15 protein-coding genes are annotated in these 16,751 nt (G+C 45.7%); 7 read left to right on the forward strand and 8 right to left on the reverse strand.

What is annotated here, in order from left to right:
- Positions 1-27: 27 nt before the first annotated feature.
- From ABDK00_RS14930 to ABDK00_RS14945, 4 genes are all read right to left on the reverse strand, one after another.
- Positions 28-615 carry a hypothetical protein gene (locus ABDK00_RS14930; RefSeq protein WP_346236560.1) on the reverse strand — a complete coding sequence of 196 codons (588 nt, stop codon included), beginning with the start codon at positions 613-615 and terminating at the stop codon, positions 28-30.
- 116 nt (positions 616-731) lie between these two features.
- Positions 732-947: a hypothetical protein gene (locus ABDK00_RS14935; RefSeq protein WP_346236559.1), complete on the reverse strand. Its 216-nt coding sequence runs from the start codon at positions 945-947 to the stop codon at positions 732-734.
- A 176-nt stretch (positions 948-1,123) separates the two neighbouring features.
- Positions 1,124-2,932 (reverse strand): translational GTPase TypA, encoded by a 1,809-nt coding sequence (typA, locus tag ABDK00_RS14940; RefSeq protein ID WP_346236558.1) that lies wholly within the window; start codon positions 2,930-2,932, stop codon positions 1,124-1,126.
- A 250-nt stretch (positions 2,933-3,182) separates the two neighbouring features.
- Positions 3,183-3,872 carry a Bax inhibitor-1 family protein gene (locus tag ABDK00_RS14945; protein ID WP_346236557.1) on the reverse strand — a complete coding sequence of 230 codons (690 nt, stop codon included), beginning with the start codon at positions 3,870-3,872 and terminating at the stop codon, positions 3,183-3,185.
- 81 nt (positions 3,873-3,953) lie between these two features.
- On the opposite strand from ABDK00_RS14945, the gene ABDK00_RS14950 reads away from it, so the two are divergent.
- The 3 genes from ABDK00_RS14950 (at position 3,954) to ABDK00_RS14960 (ending at position 6,073) form a co-directional block, all read left to right on the forward strand.
- Positions 3,954-4,487, forward strand: a complete 534-nt coding sequence (locus ABDK00_RS14950; RefSeq protein ID WP_346236556.1) for a Crp/Fnr family transcriptional regulator — start codon at positions 3,954-3,956, stop codon at positions 4,485-4,487.
- 44 nt (positions 4,488-4,531) lie between these two features.
- Complete coding sequence (locus ABDK00_RS14955; RefSeq protein ID WP_346236555.1) at positions 4,532-5,080, forward strand: DinB family protein; 549 nt, start codon at positions 4,532-4,534, stop codon at positions 5,078-5,080.
- An 87-nt stretch (positions 5,081-5,167) separates the two neighbouring features.
- Positions 5,168-6,073 (forward strand): lytic transglycosylase domain-containing protein, encoded by a 906-nt coding sequence (locus ABDK00_RS14960; protein WP_346236554.1) that lies wholly within the window; start codon positions 5,168-5,170, stop codon positions 6,071-6,073.
- 3 nt (positions 6,074-6,076) lie between these two features.
- Here ABDK00_RS14960 and ABDK00_RS14965 read toward each other — a convergent pair whose 3' ends face one another.
- Positions 6,077-7,315, reverse strand: a complete 1,239-nt coding sequence (locus tag ABDK00_RS14965; protein ID WP_346236553.1) for an MFS transporter — start codon at positions 7,313-7,315, stop codon at positions 6,077-6,079.
- Between the two features lie 214 nt (positions 7,316-7,529).
- Here ABDK00_RS14965 and ABDK00_RS14970 point away from each other — a divergent pair, with 214 nt between their 5' ends.
- The 3 genes from ABDK00_RS14970 (at position 7,530) to ABDK00_RS14980 (ending at position 11,092) form a co-directional block, all read left to right on the forward strand.
- Entirely contained in the window at positions 7,530-9,209 is a 1,680-nt protein-coding gene (locus tag ABDK00_RS14970; RefSeq protein WP_346236552.1) for a GMC family oxidoreductase, read from the forward strand.
- Positions 9,210-9,252: 43 nt separating this feature from the next.
- Positions 9,253-9,912, forward strand: coding sequence for a gluconate 2-dehydrogenase subunit 3 family protein (locus tag ABDK00_RS14975; RefSeq protein ID WP_346236551.1), 660 nt, complete (start codon positions 9,253-9,255; stop codon positions 9,910-9,912).
- Positions 9,913-10,042: 130 nt separating this feature from the next.
- Entirely contained in the window at positions 10,043-11,092 is a 1,050-nt protein-coding gene (locus tag ABDK00_RS14980) for a beta-ketoacyl-ACP synthase III (RefSeq protein WP_346236550.1), read from the forward strand.
- 3 nt (positions 11,093-11,095) lie between these two features.
- Here the strand turns inward: ABDK00_RS14980 and fabG are convergent, their stop codons facing one another.
- From fabG to ABDK00_RS14995, 3 genes are all read right to left on the reverse strand, one after another.
- The gene (gene fabG / locus ABDK00_RS14985) at positions 11,096-11,824 is read right to left on the reverse strand and encodes a 3-oxoacyl-ACP reductase FabG (protein ID WP_346236549.1); all 729 of its coding nucleotides are present in this window, start codon (positions 11,822-11,824) and stop codon (positions 11,096-11,098) included.
- Between the two features lie 179 nt (positions 11,825-12,003).
- On the reverse strand, positions 12,004-13,551 hold the full coding sequence (locus ABDK00_RS14990) for an aromatic amino acid ammonia-lyase (protein ID WP_346236548.1): 1,548 nt from the start codon (positions 13,549-13,551) through the stop codon (positions 12,004-12,006).
- Positions 13,552-13,646: 95 nt separating this feature from the next.
- On the reverse strand, positions 13,647-13,874 hold the full coding sequence (locus tag ABDK00_RS14995) for a hypothetical protein (RefSeq protein ID WP_346236547.1): 228 nt from the start codon (positions 13,872-13,874) through the stop codon (positions 13,647-13,649).
- A gap of 14 nt (positions 13,875-13,888) precedes the next feature.
- On the opposite strand from ABDK00_RS14995, the gene ABDK00_RS15000 reads away from it, so the two are divergent.
- Positions 13,889-16,663 (forward strand): ATP-binding protein, encoded by a 2,775-nt coding sequence (locus tag ABDK00_RS15000; RefSeq protein WP_346236546.1) that lies wholly within the window; start codon positions 13,889-13,891, stop codon positions 16,661-16,663.
- The last annotated feature ends 88 nt before the right edge of the window (positions 16,664-16,751 follow it).

Here is a 16,751-nt window from a genome sequence, read left to right on the forward strand (position 1 = left end):
TCATGCCAAATAGCTAAAACAGTTTAGCTATTTGAAAAAATTTTGAATCAAATCTGAAAAACCCCCGCCGTCCTGTTGTTTTTGCTTTGCTTGTTCCGAAATAGAGCGGTTGGCCTGCTCGATTTCCTGATCCTTTCCACCGCCGGTAAAAGCGCCAATCAGACTTTGAAAATCGAAGCCGTTGGTTTGCGCGCCCGATGCGCCGGTGAACGATCCGATCAAATCATTCAGGTTGAAAGCATTGTCTTGCGGGTCCGTACTGCGGGTTTTATTGATGAGTTTGTCTAATACGCCCGGGATAAGATTGCCGGCCACGTTGTTCGCTACCTGCGGATTTAAATTAAGCTTGGTGATCAGGTTACCTGCCAGCTGGCTGATAAGGCCGGCAATCATAGGATTGTTTAAAAGCCCGCTCTTTCCGGAACGATCATTATTGCCAAACATACCGATCAGGTTCTGAAGCCCGCCGCTGCTTAACATGTTTTGAAAACCTCCCGTGATGGTGCTGGCGGCCTCCCGCATTACTTCGTTATTTTTTTCGTTGGGAACTTCAGGGTTTTGCACAACCGATTCCTGGCCTTGTTGCTTTACAAGATCTAAAATTTGTTCGAGCATGGTTTATTTTTTGGTGATTAAATGAGGCTGTAAAATACGGCAATTCAAATAACATCCGCATCAAATTTGTAAGACACAAATCTGCAACAAGTTATACATTAAAAAAAGCCAGCGTATTAGTTGCTCTTATGCTTTTCGTTTTTCCACCAGCGATAACCAATGAGCCCGATCACCATGAGCGGTACGAAAGCCAGGTAAAGAATGCCGGTGTTAAGGCCGTGTGCAGGGCCATCTCCCAGCTGTTGCGCTGTTTTTGTACAAACGGAACACTGCGCCATGGCGCTCAAATTCAGAAAAAATAAAGCGATGGATATCGTAATTATTCTTACCATAGTGCAAAGGTAGGATTACGCCCGAAAGCGGCGGTAAATATTTTAATGTACCAACATCAAATCTTGAAATACCACTCAGACTTTTTCAGGTCTGGCGTTATACTTTCCACTTATAAACAAAAAAACACATCCCGGGTTGTGCCAAGATGTGTTTAAAATATTTGTGAATCAATAATTTAAGCTTCTGCTGCGAGCTTTTTAGCCTGGCGATTCCTTTCTATTTCGTCCAAGATTACTTTCCGCATCCGGATAAAATTAGGCGTCACTTCGATACATTCATCATGCTGGATATATTCCATACACTCTTCAAGTGTGAGCAAAGTTTTCGGCGCGATCCGCGTAGCGTCGTCGCTACCGCTCGCCCGGTGGTTGGTCAATTTCTTTTCTTCTGTCGCATTCACGATCAAATCGCCCGGCTTAATATTTTCCGCCAGGATCTGGCCGGCATACACTTCCTCGCCCGGATCAACGAAGAAAGTGCCGCGATCCTGCAATTTATCGATTGAATACCCGGTAGTTTTACCCTGATTTTTTGAAATCAACACGCCATTGTTCCTTCCGGGAATAACACCCTTCCATGGCTGATAATCATTAAAGCGATGCGCCATCACAGCTTCACCAGTTGTCGCGGTGAGCATCTGCGTACGCAAACCAATGAGCCCGCGCGAAGGAATATCAAACTCGAGATGTTGCATCTCTCCTTTAGTTTCCATCACCAACATCTCCCCTTTGCGGCGTGTTACCAAATCGATCACTTTGCTGGCAAATTCTTCCGGAACATCTACAACCAGTGTTTCGTAAGGCTCATATTTTTTACCGTCGATGGTCTTTACAAGTACCTGGGGCTGGCCCACCGTAAGCTCGTAACCTTCCCTGCGCATGGTTTCAATTAAAACGCCCAAATGCAGGATACCGCGGCCATACACTAGAAAACTTTCTCCACCCTCGCTTTCTTCAACGCGCAAAGCCAGGTTTTTTTCCATTTCTTTGGTCAACCGGTCGCGCAAATGACGACTGGTAACAAACTTACCGTCTTTCCCAAAAAATGGTGAGTTGTTAATACCGAACATCATGTTCATCGTTGGCTCATCTACGCTGATAATCGGCAGCGCTTCGGGGTTTTCGATATCGGCAATAGTGTCTCCGATATTAAAATCGTCAATTCCCACCACCGCGCAAAGGTCGCCTGCATGCACTTCGCTCACTTTTTTCTTACCCATTCCTTCAAACACATATAATTCTTTCACACGGGTCTTTTTGATGGATCCATCTGCCTGAACAAGCGCCACCTGCTGGTTTTCCTTTATAGAACCACGGCCCACTTTGCCAATCGCAATGCGGCCCAGGAATGAAGAATAATCAAGCGATGTAATTTGCATCTGGAGTGTTCCGTGATGGATATGCGGCGGAGGAACATGTTTTACAATACCATCCAGCAAAGGATTAATATTATCAATTTCCGTTAAAGAATCGTTGAACCATCCGTTTTTACCAGAGCCATAATAAGTAGGGAAATCGAGCTGCTCTTCGGTAGCGTCTAAGTGGAAGAAAAGATCGAATACCGCATCATGCACTTCATCGGGACGGCAATTTGGCTTGTCTACTTTATTAATTACCACGATAGGTTTTAAACCTAAAGCCAGCGCCTTTTGTAAAACGAAACGGGTTTGAGGCATCGGGCCTTCAAACGCATCCACCAATAAAATAACGCCGTCTGCCATTTTGAGTACGCGCTCCACTTCTCCGCCAAAGTCGGCGTGACCGGGGGTATCGATTACGTTGATCTTGATATCATTATAAGTTACCGCAGCGTTTTTGCTGAAGATGGTAATACCACGCTCACGCTCCAGGTCGTTGCTATCCATGATAAGATCGCCGGTTTCCTGGTTATCCCGAAATACCTTTGTGGCATGTAAAATTTTGTCCACCAACGTTGTTTTACCGTGGTCTACGTGGGCGATGATGGCGATGTTGCGTAAATTCATAATAATCCTGTGAAGTTTTATGAGTATCGGGCTGAGCAGGAGTGTCAAAATCGAAGGCCAAACCAAGCATACCAACGCTGCTACCCGTAACCGTGATCTCTTTAAAAAGAGCGCAAAGGTACGGCTTTTATTCAGGTTATCCTATATCGCCTTAAATTTTAATACAGCGGTAATATTTGTGTTCAAAACGCAAGACACAAAAAATCCTCTGCAAGACTTTACAGAGGATTGAAATCATTTTCTATGTAATTTATTTTCTGCTCATCAAAATCCTCAAAATATACCAGAATAGCAACATAATGGATGCGAACAGTTGCAGGGCCGCCCCCACATATTGGCCGGTCGCATAGTTATTTTTGATCTGGCTGGTTTGGTACAAAATACTTCCGGCAGCCAGCGCCACCATCGCAACGGAAAACCACAACCCCAGGTTAAAACCAAAAATTGCCCCCGCAACGATAAGGCCCAGAGCAACAAAGCCGCCTATTACAATCGCCGAGCGTAGAAAAGAAAAGTCTTTATTCGTCATAAATACGACGGCGGTGAGTCCGCCAAACATAAACAAAGTAAGCACGGCAGCCTGCTGCACTACCGCAGCGCCGTCGGTCATTACCAGCGCGAGATATAATACCGGCAGAAAAATGATCGCTTCGATCAAAATATAAAGCCCTAATCCCAGGTACTGCATATTTCTATCAAGGGAAAATGCAAACCGGTTGGCCAGCACACTGCCCAGCCAAAATAAACCGATGATAAAAAGCCAGATCAGCCTTCCTCCCATCATTTGTAAAATAAATTCCTGTGGTACGATTCTTAGCAAAACGCCTTCTACCACCATAAAGGATAGTAGCGCGATCGCCACGTGCAGATAAGTTTTTTTGTAAAATATGGCCCGTTCTACATCATTAGCTTCGGACACGATAGTCAAATTCCCGTTCATATCAATTATTTTTTTAAAGAATGAAAGTAAATAAAATAATAATTCTCGCAAAAAGAAGAAATTTGTTCCAAAAAATAAAAATTGAGTGCCCCTGATATCCCGCGCTTGTTTGAAGCCCATAGCCTTTTCGAAAAAACGGCTGTCTTTGACAGGGGCTCTTTTTTAAAAAAGGGCGGAACCATTGACACGAATATTTATTTTATTGAGGAAGGCGCGGCCTACGTTTTTATCCTCGATGGAGCAGAAGAGCGGATTGTGCGCCTGGCTTATAAAAGCAATATCGTGGTTGCCCTCGATTCTTTTTTGACGGGCGTTCCATCCGATTTCTATATACAAGCCATCAAAAAAACTACCGTAAAAATAGTGCGGCAGGCAGACTTTCAGCAATTTATCAGCCGCGATGCTGCGAACCAGGCGCTTTGGACCGGCATACTGGAAGACCTGGTGCTGCAGCAGGTCGAACGCGAAAAAGATCTATTGATACAATCGCCGCTGCAAAGGTATCAGCGCGTACTGAAAAGAAGTCCGCAGCTTTTTCAGCAAATCCCGAACAAATACATTGCCTCCTATCTCAGAATGAGCGCGGAAACCCTGTCCCGATTAAAAAAACCTTGACTTTTGTCAATGTTTACTTTGAAGAATAGGAACAATTTTGCCGGATGAAACTTCAATCTTCGGAATTATTAAAAGAGCTTTCCGCCCTTACCCTGCAACACGCAGAGTTTGCCCAACAAATTTTTTCGTTGCCCGACGCAACACTTCAGCAAAGGCCCGGGCCCGATAGTTGGAACGCGCTTGAATGTATCGAGCATTTAAACCGATATGGACACTTCTATCTGCCTGAAATAGAAAAGCGTTTACAACAATATCAAGGCGGAGCCGCCCCGGGATTCAGAAGTGGCCTGCTGGGTAATTATTTTGCAAAAACCATGTGGCCGAAAGAGAAACTGAACAAAATGAAAACGTTTCGGGCGATGAACCCTTCTAACACGCCGGTTGATCGCAACGTTATCGAAGTGTTTATCGATCAGCAGCAAACAATGTTGAAACTCTTAAAAAGATGTACGCATGCCGATTTAAACAAAATTAAAACTTCGGTCAGCATTTCAGCTTTTATCAAACTGCGATTAGGCGATAGTTTGCGGGTGGTGATTTACCACAACGAAAGGCATATCAGGCAGGCGAAAAAGGCAATGGCGCTCACTTAGAAAAAGGCATGCTCTTTGGGCTTATATTTGAATTGGCAGCGGTTTCTTTTCCAATCAACCGGCGCTTTCATTCTAAAATATAAACTCATGAAAAATCTGACACTTGCCGTCCTCATTTTTTTTGCCGGCGTAGGCGCCTGCTTTAGCGTTATGGCGTTGCTGAGCTTTAAAAACGGAAATGAACAAGATGAGAAAATAGCGTCGGCACAACTTTATAAAGCGCCGGCTTTGCCGGAATCCATGAGCTTTGCCGGCGAAATGGTGCCGCTGGAACGGTGGGAGATAAAAGAGCAACTCGATCGTGAGCTAACCTACAATTTTTTCCAGCCGCAAAACCTCGTGTACATCCTCAAACTTTCTGAGCGGTTTTTTCCCGAAATAGAACCCATCCTTCAAAAAAATAATGTCCCCGACGATTTTAAATATCTCTGTGTAGCCGAAAGCAATCTACAAAACCTCATTTCAAAAGTAGGAGCTACCGGCTTTTGGCAGTTCATGTCGGGCACGGCCCCGGGTTACAATCTTGAAGTATCAGGAACGGTTGATGAGCGTTATCATGTGTCCAAATCAACCGAGGCGGCATGCAAATACTTAAAGCAGGCTTATAACAGGTTTGGAAGCTGGACGGCCGCGGCGGCTTCATATAATTGTGGGATGGGTGGCTATAATAAGCGCGTCACACAGCAGGGCAGCAAAAACTATTATGACCTTGTGCTTCCCGAAGAAACGAACCGTTATATTTTCCGGATCCTCACCTTCAAATATTTGCTGGAAAATGCAGCAACACTGGGATATGATATCAGCGAAAGTTATCGTTATCAAAAACCTGCTACCAAAACGGTAGCGGTGTCACAAACCATCCCCAACCTGGTTACCTTTGCACGCAATAACGGCACCTCCAACAAAGTGCTGAAAACGCTGAATCCCTGGTTAAGAGCTCATTCCCTGACTGTAAAAGCCGGCCATCAATACACATTATTATTACCGCAGTAATATTTATTGATGGATTGTCATTTTTTTGAATAAAACATGCAAAATGATAAACGTGGCAACGGCCATAGTCAAATAGCCGTAACCCATTTGTGTCTGGTTTTGCGGTTGCAACAATCCCACCGCGCCATAGCTTGACACGGAAGTTACAATATAAACGCCACCGCCGGTAAGGCCGCTGGCCAAACCTGCCATGGCAGGAAAATGGCCCAGGCAATACGCAAAATAATTGTTGAAAATGAATCCTACGCAAATATGGATCAGGAAGGCGAAGCATAAAAGGGTGTAAAGATTATACATCCAGGCTGCCGCGCCGATCATTGCCACCGCAAACACCAAATGAAGGGCATTGCTCCAGCGCAATTTCAGTAAAAAAGGTTTATGAAGCGTAGCCTTCCCGATGAAGCCGCCAATCATCCAGGCCAGTCCCATCGACAGCGACGCATAGCCCGCAACGACAGCCGAATAATGCAACCGATGCTCAATAATAAAAGCGCCTGCCAAACTAAAAATCATCGTCGCGCCAAAAGAAAGGCCGCATATCACAATTCCCCAGGCAAAACTTCGGTCGCGCAGCATGGCCCTGTAATCACGCAACACCTGCTTCGACTTGAAGGGGCGCCAGGCCTGAACCGTTTCTCCTGAAAAAACCCACTCGAGCACCAGCATCACCAAACCATAAACCGCTAAAAGATAAAAATTGGCCTGCCAATTAAAATATTTTTCCAGGTAGCCTCCGATAAAAGGCGCGACCACCGGAGCTGTTGACCAAACGATCGACATAATACTTAAATAATGTTTGCGCTTCGGGCCCTCATAAACATCAACAAAAAAAGCGCGCTTCGAAACGACGATAAAGCCCGTCGTAATGCCTTGCACAATGCGCATGGCATAGATCATCTCGATTTGACGGGTAGCGACAATAACCAGATTACTGGCTATAAAAATACCCAGCGAAACCAAGGTAAGTCGAAAGCGGCCAAAGCTGTCGATCAGGCTCCCGGTGATAAACTGCGAAGCGCCATAGCTTACAAGAAACAAGGTCAGTGTCAGTTGAATATTATGCTCGGGCTGCTGCAGGTCCTGCGCCATATGCGGCATGGAAGGAATATAAATATCGGTGATCAACCCGGAGAGCGGTATCATCAAAAAAGCAAGCCAGGTGGCTATCCTTTTATTTTTTTCCGGTAACGGTTTTACGTTTTTAAACGAGCGGATCTTCGGTTCAGACAGAGTTAAAGCCATAATCAAATTGCTTATGCAGCATTACAACAGAGAATACGGAGAATTGTTTGAGTGATTTTTCGGTTAGCTAACATTATTATAAATCATAAAATAATAAAAATGAAACCGATTACAATTTTGATCAAAAACCTTACATTTGGTGTCGATAAACGCTTCCATTATAAAGAGATTTTATTTTCTATTTGCTTAGATTTCCTTTAAAACGATTGAATCGATGTCAGAACAAACTTACGACGCCATTGTAATTGGCTCCGGAATCAGCGGCGGATGGGCCGCCAAAGAACTTTGTGAAAAAGGTTTAAAAACGCTAATGCTCGAACGCGGTAAAAACGTAGAACATATCAAAGATTATGTGAATGCTGCCAAAGGCCCCTGGGAATTTGAACACCACGGCAACCTGACTTTAGCTCAAAAAGAGTTGCAGGTCAGCCGCATCAGAGGATTTGGGCCCAATGAAAAAAATTTAGACTGGTGGGCAAATGATGTGGAAGCGCCCTATGCCGAAGTGAAGCAATTTAACTGGTTTCGCGGTTATATCGTAGGCGGGCGCTCTCTTTTATGGGGAAAGCAAACTTACCGATGGAGTGATCTCGATTTTGAGGCCAACGCTAAAGAAGGCATTGGCATCGACTGGCCGGTACGCTACAAAGAAATTGCTCCGTGGTACGATCATGTCGAGAAATTTATCGGCGTCAGCGGCAGTATTGAAAATCTTCCGCAGCTTCCCGATGGCCAGTTCCAACCGCCGATGGAAATGAATATCGTGGAGAAAGATGTTGCTGCGCGCATCAAAAAAGAATATAATGACACGCGCCGGATGATCATAGGAAGATGCGCGCATCTCACCGAATCACTACCCGGCAGAACCAAATGTCAGTACCGCAACAAATGCGACTTAGGCTGCCCCTACGGCGGCTACTTTAGCACGCAGGCTTCCACCCTTCCCGCAGCGGTAAAAACCGGGAACTTAACACTGCGGCCCCTCAGTATTGTTACAAAAATCTTATATGACAAAGATAAAAAGCGGGCTACCGGGGTGGAAGTATTGGATACCGAAACCAACAAAACCTATCAATATAAAGCTAAAATTGTGTTTCTCAACGCATCCACGCTCAACAGCACCTGGGTGTTGCTCAACTCTGCAACCGATATCTGGCCCGGCGGTTTGGGCAGCAGTAGCGGTGCTTTAGGCCATTATTTAATGGACCACCATTTGGGATCGGGCGCTGGTGGGCGCTCAGAGGGATATGAAGATAAATATACTTATGGACGTCGGCCGACAGGCATTTATATTCCCCGTTTTAGAAATCTCGGCAACGAGAAAAGAGCCTATTTGAGAGGATACGGATATCAGGGAGGAGCCGGCCGGGGAAGAGGGTCTAATGCTGCCGAGGAAATCGCTGTGGGTGTTCAGTTGAAACAATCGCTGACAGAAGCAGGATCATGGAACTGGTGGCTGGGCGGTTTCGGCGAAGTATTGCCCTACTACGAAAACACCGTTGGCCTTGACAAAAATAAAAAAGACAAGTGGGGACTGAAAATTTTGTCGATTGATGCCGAGTTAAAAGACAATGAACTAAAAATGCGAAAAGAAATAATAGAAGACGGAAAGGAAATGCTGGAAAAGGCAGGCGTAAAAGATGTTTACGGTTTCGACCACGATGGTGTGATGGGACAGGGCATTCATGAAATGGGTACCGCGCGTATGGGGCACGACCCCAAAACTTCGGTACTAAATAAATACAATCAGGTGTGGGATGCGCCAAACGTTTTTGTAACCGACGGATCCTTTATGACTTCAGCCGGATGCGTCAACCCCTCTTTAACTTATATGGCCTTTACGGCGCGCGCCGTCGACCATGCCTTTGGCGAATTAAAAAAAGGTAATTTGTAAAACGCCAGGACTTTAACTCTTATCAATCCAACTCATAAAAATCATGAATAGAAGAGAAGCATTAACCAGCGTTTCGGCTTTATTGGGCGTAGCAATTATCGGCGGCGAAGCTTTTTTAACCGGATGTAAAAATGCAGCTTCCGATAAAAGCCTTTTTACCCCGAAAGATATCGCACTGCTGGATGAAGTAGCTGAAACTATTATTCCTGCTACTGCCGCGTCTGGCGGCGGAAAAGCGGCGCTTTCGGGTGCGTTTATGAAAACCATCGTTACTGATTGTTATAACAAAGAGGAGCAAAAAGTTTTCCTGGACGGCATCAAGCAACTCAACGCTTCCTGCAGGGAAAAGTATAAAAAAGATTTTGTGGATTTACCCTCCACTGAAAAGGCCGCATTTTTAACAGCATTATACCAGGAAGCAAAAGCATACGCCGCCACCGATGCTTATCAGAAAGAAAAAGAAATATTTGATCAGCAACAGGAAGCATGGGTGAAATCCGAGGCAGCTAAGAAAAATTTTGGCGCCGCTTACCTGAAAAAGAAATATCCGCCGCATTATTTTACCATGATGCGCCAACTGGCCATTTGGGGTTATTTTTCGTCCAAAGAAGGGATGACGCGAGCGTTGAGATACGTGGAAACGCCCGGCCGCTACGACGGCGCTTATCCCTATAAAAAAGGAGATAAAGCCTGGGCCTTATAAATCAATTTGCAAGCGTTTGGCGCTTTCCAAAGCGATCGACGGGCTAGGTTTTACGTGAGCGAAATAATTGAATTTCCAGCAGCCCGAATTACGGGTATTTGCTATCTTGCTGACCATAACATTTGTTAGCATGAACTCAACGATTATTGCAGGCATAGGGAAATACGTTCCGGAAAATATTGTCACCAACGACGACCTCACAAAAGTGATGGACACCAGCGACGCCTGGATCCGGGAGCGTACAGGTATTCGCGAAAGACGCTACGTCACCCGTTTCGAAGAAACAACCGCCACCATTGGCGCAAAGGCCGCCGAAGCAGCAATGGAACGCGCTGGCGTTAGCGCCGCCGATATTGACTTTATCATTTTCGCTACCCTTAGTCCCGACTATTATTTCCCCGGATGTGGCGTGCTGGTGCAGCGCCTGCTGGGCTTAAAAGAAGTGGGCGCGCTGGATGTGCGCAACCAATGCAGCGGCTTTGTGTATGCGCTTAGCATCGGGGATCAATTCATTAAAACCGGTATGTACAAAAACATACTGGTAATCGGCGCCGAAGTGCATTCCTATGCGCTCGATTTTAGTACTCGCGGACGTAATGTATCCGTAATCTTTGGAGACGGCGCCGGGGCCGTGGTTTTGCAGGCTGCGCCCACAACCGGCCGCGGCATTCTGAGCACGCATTTACACAGCGACGGCGCCGATGCAGAAATATTAAGCATGCCAAATCCAGGCTTTCATGCGGGCGTTCACAATGCGCAGTGGAAACCGCCCGCACCCGGGACGCCTTACGGCAATATGTTTATCACGCAGGAATTGTTAGACAAGGAAGATATTTTTCCCTATATGGATGGCCAGGCCGTTTTTAAAAGAGCGGTAGTTAAAATGCCGGAAGTCATCTACGAGGCGCTAAACCAAAACGGCTACCAGCCGGAAGACCTGAAACTGCTGGTGCCGCACCAGGCCAATTTGCGCATAGCGCAGTTTATTCAGCAACAGCTAAAACTAAGGGATGACCAGGTGTTCAACAATATTCAGAAATATGGCAATACGACCGCCGCTTCCGTTCCTCTGGCTTTGTGCGAAGCATGGGAAGCCGGCAGGATCAACGAGGGCGACCTGGTTTGCCTTTCCGCCTTTGGAAGCGGCTTTACCTGGGCCAGCGCTTTAATGAAATGGTAAATATCAGGTATAAAGGCCGCCGTTGACGGAAAGGACCTGACCGGTGATGTAGCCTGCTTCTTTGGAAACAAAAAATCCGACAGCGTGGGCCACTTCTTCCGGCGTGCCAAAGCGATTTGCGGGAATCATTTGTTTCATTTGAGCTTCGTCGATATCAGCCGTCATATCTGTTTTGATAAAGCCCGGCGCTATTGCGTTAACAGTGACGTTGCGCTTTCCAGCTTCCTGCGCCAGCGCTTTTGTTGCCGCAATCACACCGCCCTTAGCCGCTGAATAATTCGTTTGCCCCGCCAGGCCTTTTAAACCGCTTAGCGACACGATGTTGACAATCCGGCCATAACGCTGGCGCAACATACTGTTTACGATAATGCGCGTTACATTAAAAAAGCCCCCCAAACTTGTGTCGAGCACCTGATCCCACTGTTCGTCTTTCATCCACATCAACAACACATCGTCTTTCACCCCGGCGTTATTGACCAACACTTCTATTACTTTATCCGTGTTTGCTTCCATCCAGCCGTTCAATACCGTTTGCACTTCTTCCCTATTAGCAACATCGAATTGCAAAAGGGCGCCATCACTGCCAGCAGCTTTCACTTCAGTCAACGTTTCCTCCGCCTTTTGCTGATTACCTTTATAATTGATCAATACAAAATAGCCCATGGAAGCCAATTTTACACAAATGGCTTTTCCAATTCCACGAGAGCCGCCTGTTACTAATGCACAGTTCATAGTTTCTTGAGTTAATGGTTTATTATTGATGGTTCACGGAGCATAGTTTATAGTGACGACTGATGGTAATATCACGGGCAATCGCTTTTTACCGCATCTCCTGCGACAAAGTACGCGTCGCCCGCCTGTCGGCTGCCTGGCCAAGCCGATACCATTGACGTTTCAATGGGTCCTAAAAGTTACCCCAACACAGCATCCGGCGCATTAGCCTCGAGCCAGGTTCTCACTTTGGCAAGGCTTTTATAAAGCGGGCCATCTTCAATAAATTTTGGAAAGATAATGCGCAGGGCATCATAAACGGCCCTTGTTTTTGAAGACATTTTTTCCTGGCACTCCAGGTAATCTACCGCCTGCAACAAGGTCATCGCCTGAATGGAAATAATTTCGTAAGCATTATCGATGACTTTTTTGGTCAACTGCGCAGCATTAAAGCCCATGCTCACTATATCCTGATTGTCGTTATTGTTGGGAATGCTGTGCACGTACATCGGGAACGAGAGCGTCTGATTTTCTGCTGTCGTGGAAGTCGCCGTAAACTGAATGCCCTGCATGCCAAAATTCAACCCCAGTACGCCCAGATTCACAAATGGCGGGAATTTTTGATTTAGCCTGCTGTTTAAAAAATAGTTCAACTGGCGCTCGCTCAGCATACTGAGTTTGGTGATCGCGATTTTCAGCTTGTCCATCTCGAAGGAAACATAGTCGCCGTGAAAATTGCCGCCGTGGAAAATATTCTGATTAGCAACGTCGACTACCGGATTATCATTCACCGAATTCAGTTCGTTCACCACGGTTGCTTCAGCCTGCGCCAGTGTATCGTAAACGGGGCCCAAAACCTGAGTAATGCAGCGCAGCGAGTAATATTCCTGCACTTTATCTTCGAAAACGTCGTGTTGAATATTTTCAGGGTTGTATAGATGTTCGGAGCGGCTGCGAATCATCTTGCTGTCCTGCAGCGTGTTGCGAAAAGCTTCTGCAATATGGTTTTGCCCTTTATGATGCTTAACAATATTGAGCTCATAAGAGAAATGATCGTCATACACTTCCATCAATTCATTAGTAATGGCAGAAAGCATAACCGACCAATCGAGCAGCTTGTGCGCCCTGATGATATTATAAAGCCCAACCCCGGTCATGGCCGAAGTGCCGTTGATCAAAGAAAGGCCTTCCCGGATATGCACCTGTAACGGCTTCAAACCGGCGAGCTCAAAGCCCTGTGCGGCAGGCATCAGTTGCCCCTGGTACCAAACCTCCCCTTCCCCGATAACACCCAGCGCCAGATGCGCCAACTGAACAAGGTCGCCACTAGCGCCGACACCGCCGTGTTCGTAGATACATGGCACCAAATCGGCATTGATCATGGCGGCAAGCAATTCCACCAGCTCAAGATGCACGCCAGAATATCCCTGAAGATGATTGTTGAGCCGCGCGATCATTACGGCCCGGCCCAGCAATGGGTTCAACACAGCGCCGCCGCCGCTGCTGTGGCTGCGGATCAGGTTGTATTGAAGCTGCAAAATATTATCGTCGCTGATTTTATATTGAGCCATCGGCCCAAAGCCGGTGTTAATTCCATAAATAAGCTTATGGCTGGAGAACTGCTTTAAAAAATCAAAGGAAGCCTTTACATTTTCTATAGCAGCAGTGTCAATGGCAATCGGCTTTTTATAGAGTAAAATTTCTTCAAAGTCTTTTAAAGACAGTTTTGTACCCCCCACCTTAATCATTGTATCTAAAATTATTTAAACAAGGTAGCAAAAGAACAAAATATTAGGCTGGTAGCCAAAAAATACCTACGCGCTCATTCTGAGGGCATGAACCGTCAGCGCAAATGCTTTTCAAGTGCAGACAAGCGTTGTTTTATGACCTCGAGTTCGGCATTAGCTGATAAATTGGCCTGCGAAAAGGGCTGATAGCTGCCGACGATGGTTTGAACACTCACAATCGCCTTCATCGCAATTTTCCGGTCTTCGAGCAGCAGCTGATTCTTTTCAACTCGTTTCGACATCGTCAGATAAGTATTATTGGCGTCGGTGATAATTTGAGGCATATGGTTTTGGTTCAGTGATCAACTTTCTTGACATGGCCGACACGCCTCAGAAAGCAAGCGATTATTTATCAAATCTTACCATTCAGCTCGAAGAAATAGAAATGCGATTTGCTGAATGGGATCAGGTGCAAGAAAAGACGGCGCAAAAACGCCAATCGATTTACGATAGTTTTGAAGCGCGCAGCGTGCAGTTGGTAGAACAAAAAAACCGGAAGTCGGGACAGTTGCTGCAAGCTGCGGAACGCATTATAACCGGCGCCAAAAACAAAGTCAAAACCCTAAGGAGCGATACTGAAATTAATGCTTTTTTCTCGGCCGACATTATGGTGGATCGCGCCCGGCAAATTGCGCAGGAGCTTCTAAAAATGGACGATGCGGCAAAGTCAGAAGAAATTCAGCAGCAACTGCTTGTGGTACAACAGGAAGCCATCCGCAATCTGAAAGACAGGAATGAGCTTTATGTAGACGGCGACCAAATTCTTGCAATGGGCAAGTTTCGCTTTGCGATTCAATCGCAAAATGTGGCGCTATCCATCACCTATAAAAACGACGGTTTTTATTATCATATAACGGGGACTTCCTATTTCGAGCCGGTCGTTAATGCCGAGCTCAATGCGCTGCGGGATGTTTTTGAACAGGAATATGTTTCTGAAAATGCCGACGTTCCGCGTGCTGTTTATTTTGCCTGGCGCATGCTTCAAAACTATGATCCTGCAAAAATACCATCAGATGAAAATTTACAGAAAGACATCCATGAATATTTGACCAGCCATCCTATGGAAGGTTATGTAAAAGGTGTGCATGATGCCGATGCGTTTACCCTTACCAAAACCTGGCTGCTTCTGCAAAACGACCTGGGCGTGTTAATTTACCAACCCGAGGAAAGAGCGTTTGCACATCTCTTTTGGCATTACCTCCCCGCAGTCGCGAGAGAAGATTTTAAAACGCAAATAGATGCGGCAAGATTTTTAAAAGACCACTACCAGCAACGAAAAGAGATTCAGTTATTCATTGAAGAAGCCAGCCGGGCTTTCCGTATATTTTTAAAAAATCATTTTCCACAATTGCGGATCGATGCAAACGCCGCTGCAAGCTACCTATACAACAAAGAGACTGGCGCTATCCGTATCTCAAGGCAAAACCATCAAATTTATGTGCTTTTTAAAGAACATTTAAAAGCAGATTTTATTGATAAAAAATATGATGACTACATGCAGGAGCTGAAAGGCGATCCTGCGCGGCTGTGGGCCCTTGTGGAGAGTTGGATACGCCGCTTCGCCAGCCAGAAGGCTTTACCCTTATCTGCAAATGTTATTACTGAATTAGTCGCGCTGCTCATTGTAGAGTGGGACAACAAAATTGAAGTTGACGCTGTGGAAGCAACAGTCGCAATAAAAGACTTGAAATCAATCAACACTACCAACGAGCCATTTCTGCTAGACCATTACAAATGGGTTTCCTTGCTGAAACATTTTGACAGCGTGCTCGTACCTCACTTCAATAAATTACAGCAACTGAAGCGCGCGCTGCTTCAGGAAAAAAACAATGAATTAAAACTTGAAAACTTCCGCACGGAAGTGCTTACCACATTTGTTCGCAACCAACTGATCAATCAGGTTTATTTCCCCATTATTGGTTCCAATTTCTCCAAACAAATTGGCGAAGCCGGCGAAGCCAAACGCAGCGACAGAAGCGGCCTTTTACTATTAGTATCTCCGCCAGGCTACGGCAAAACCACATTGATGGAATATATCGCTGACAAACTGGGGCTTGTTTTTATAAAAATAAATGCGCCGTCTTTAGGGCATACCATTACCTCAGTCGACCCCGGCGAAGCAAAAAATGCAGCGGCTAAAAATGAATTAAAAAAACTGAACCTGGCTTTTGAAATGGGCGATAATGTTATGTTATATCTCGATGATATACAACATTGCCATCCGGAGTTTTTGCAAAAGTTTATTTCCCTGGCCGATGGACAGCGGCGGATGGATGGCGTATTCAACGGCGCTTCAAAGACCTATGACCTGCGCGGAAAGCGATTCGCGCTCATCATGGCGGGAAACCCGTACACGGAATCGGGCGAGGTTTTTAAAATTCCGGATATGCTGGCCAACAGAGCCGACATTTACAATTTGGGGGATATGACGGCCAGCAATAAGGAAGCATTTGAGATGAGCATGTTAGAGAACGCCTTAACCTCAAATCCTTATTTGCGTAAGCTCACACAAAATGGTACCGAAAACTTGTATCGGTTGGTAGCTTATTTGCAAGACCCAGAAAGCAACCTGCCGAACCTTGACGGAAATTTTGTCGCCTCGGAAATCCAGGATTATATCAAAGTGGTAAAGCATGCGTTGCAGGCGCGCAGCGTGGTTTTAAAAGTGAATGAAAATTACATCAAATCAGCCGGCATCGTCGATGCGTTCCGCGAAGAGCCGCCATTCAAACTTCAGGGTTCCTATCGAAATATGAACAAGATATTAGCGAATGTACAGCCCATTATGAACGAAGATGAAGTGACGGCGCTCCTGCTCAATCACTATAACAATGAATCGCAAACTCTGACGCAGGATGCAGAAGCCAACCTGTTAAAGCTCCATGAAATCATGGGATTGATGACTCCTGAACAGCAGGAAAGATGGGACGACATTAAAGTTCAGTTTAAAAAATACAGAATGCTCAAAGGCATGCCCGACCAGGACAAGTTTGCCCAGATTATTGCGCAAATGAACCAGTTTGTCGAAGGCTTAGAAGGAATTAAAGACGTATTGAAAGACGGACGAAAATAGTGTGCAGTGAGGAAATCGGGAATCGAAGGGGCTTCAAAAAAAAAGGTTGCCCGCAAAGTGGCAACCGTTCAAAATCTTCTGATGAAAA

Origin of the sequence: Niabella insulisoli, assembly GCF_039652435.2 — a bacterium.
GTDB lineage: Bacteria > Bacteroidota > Bacteroidia > Chitinophagales > Chitinophagaceae > Niabella > Niabella insulamsoli.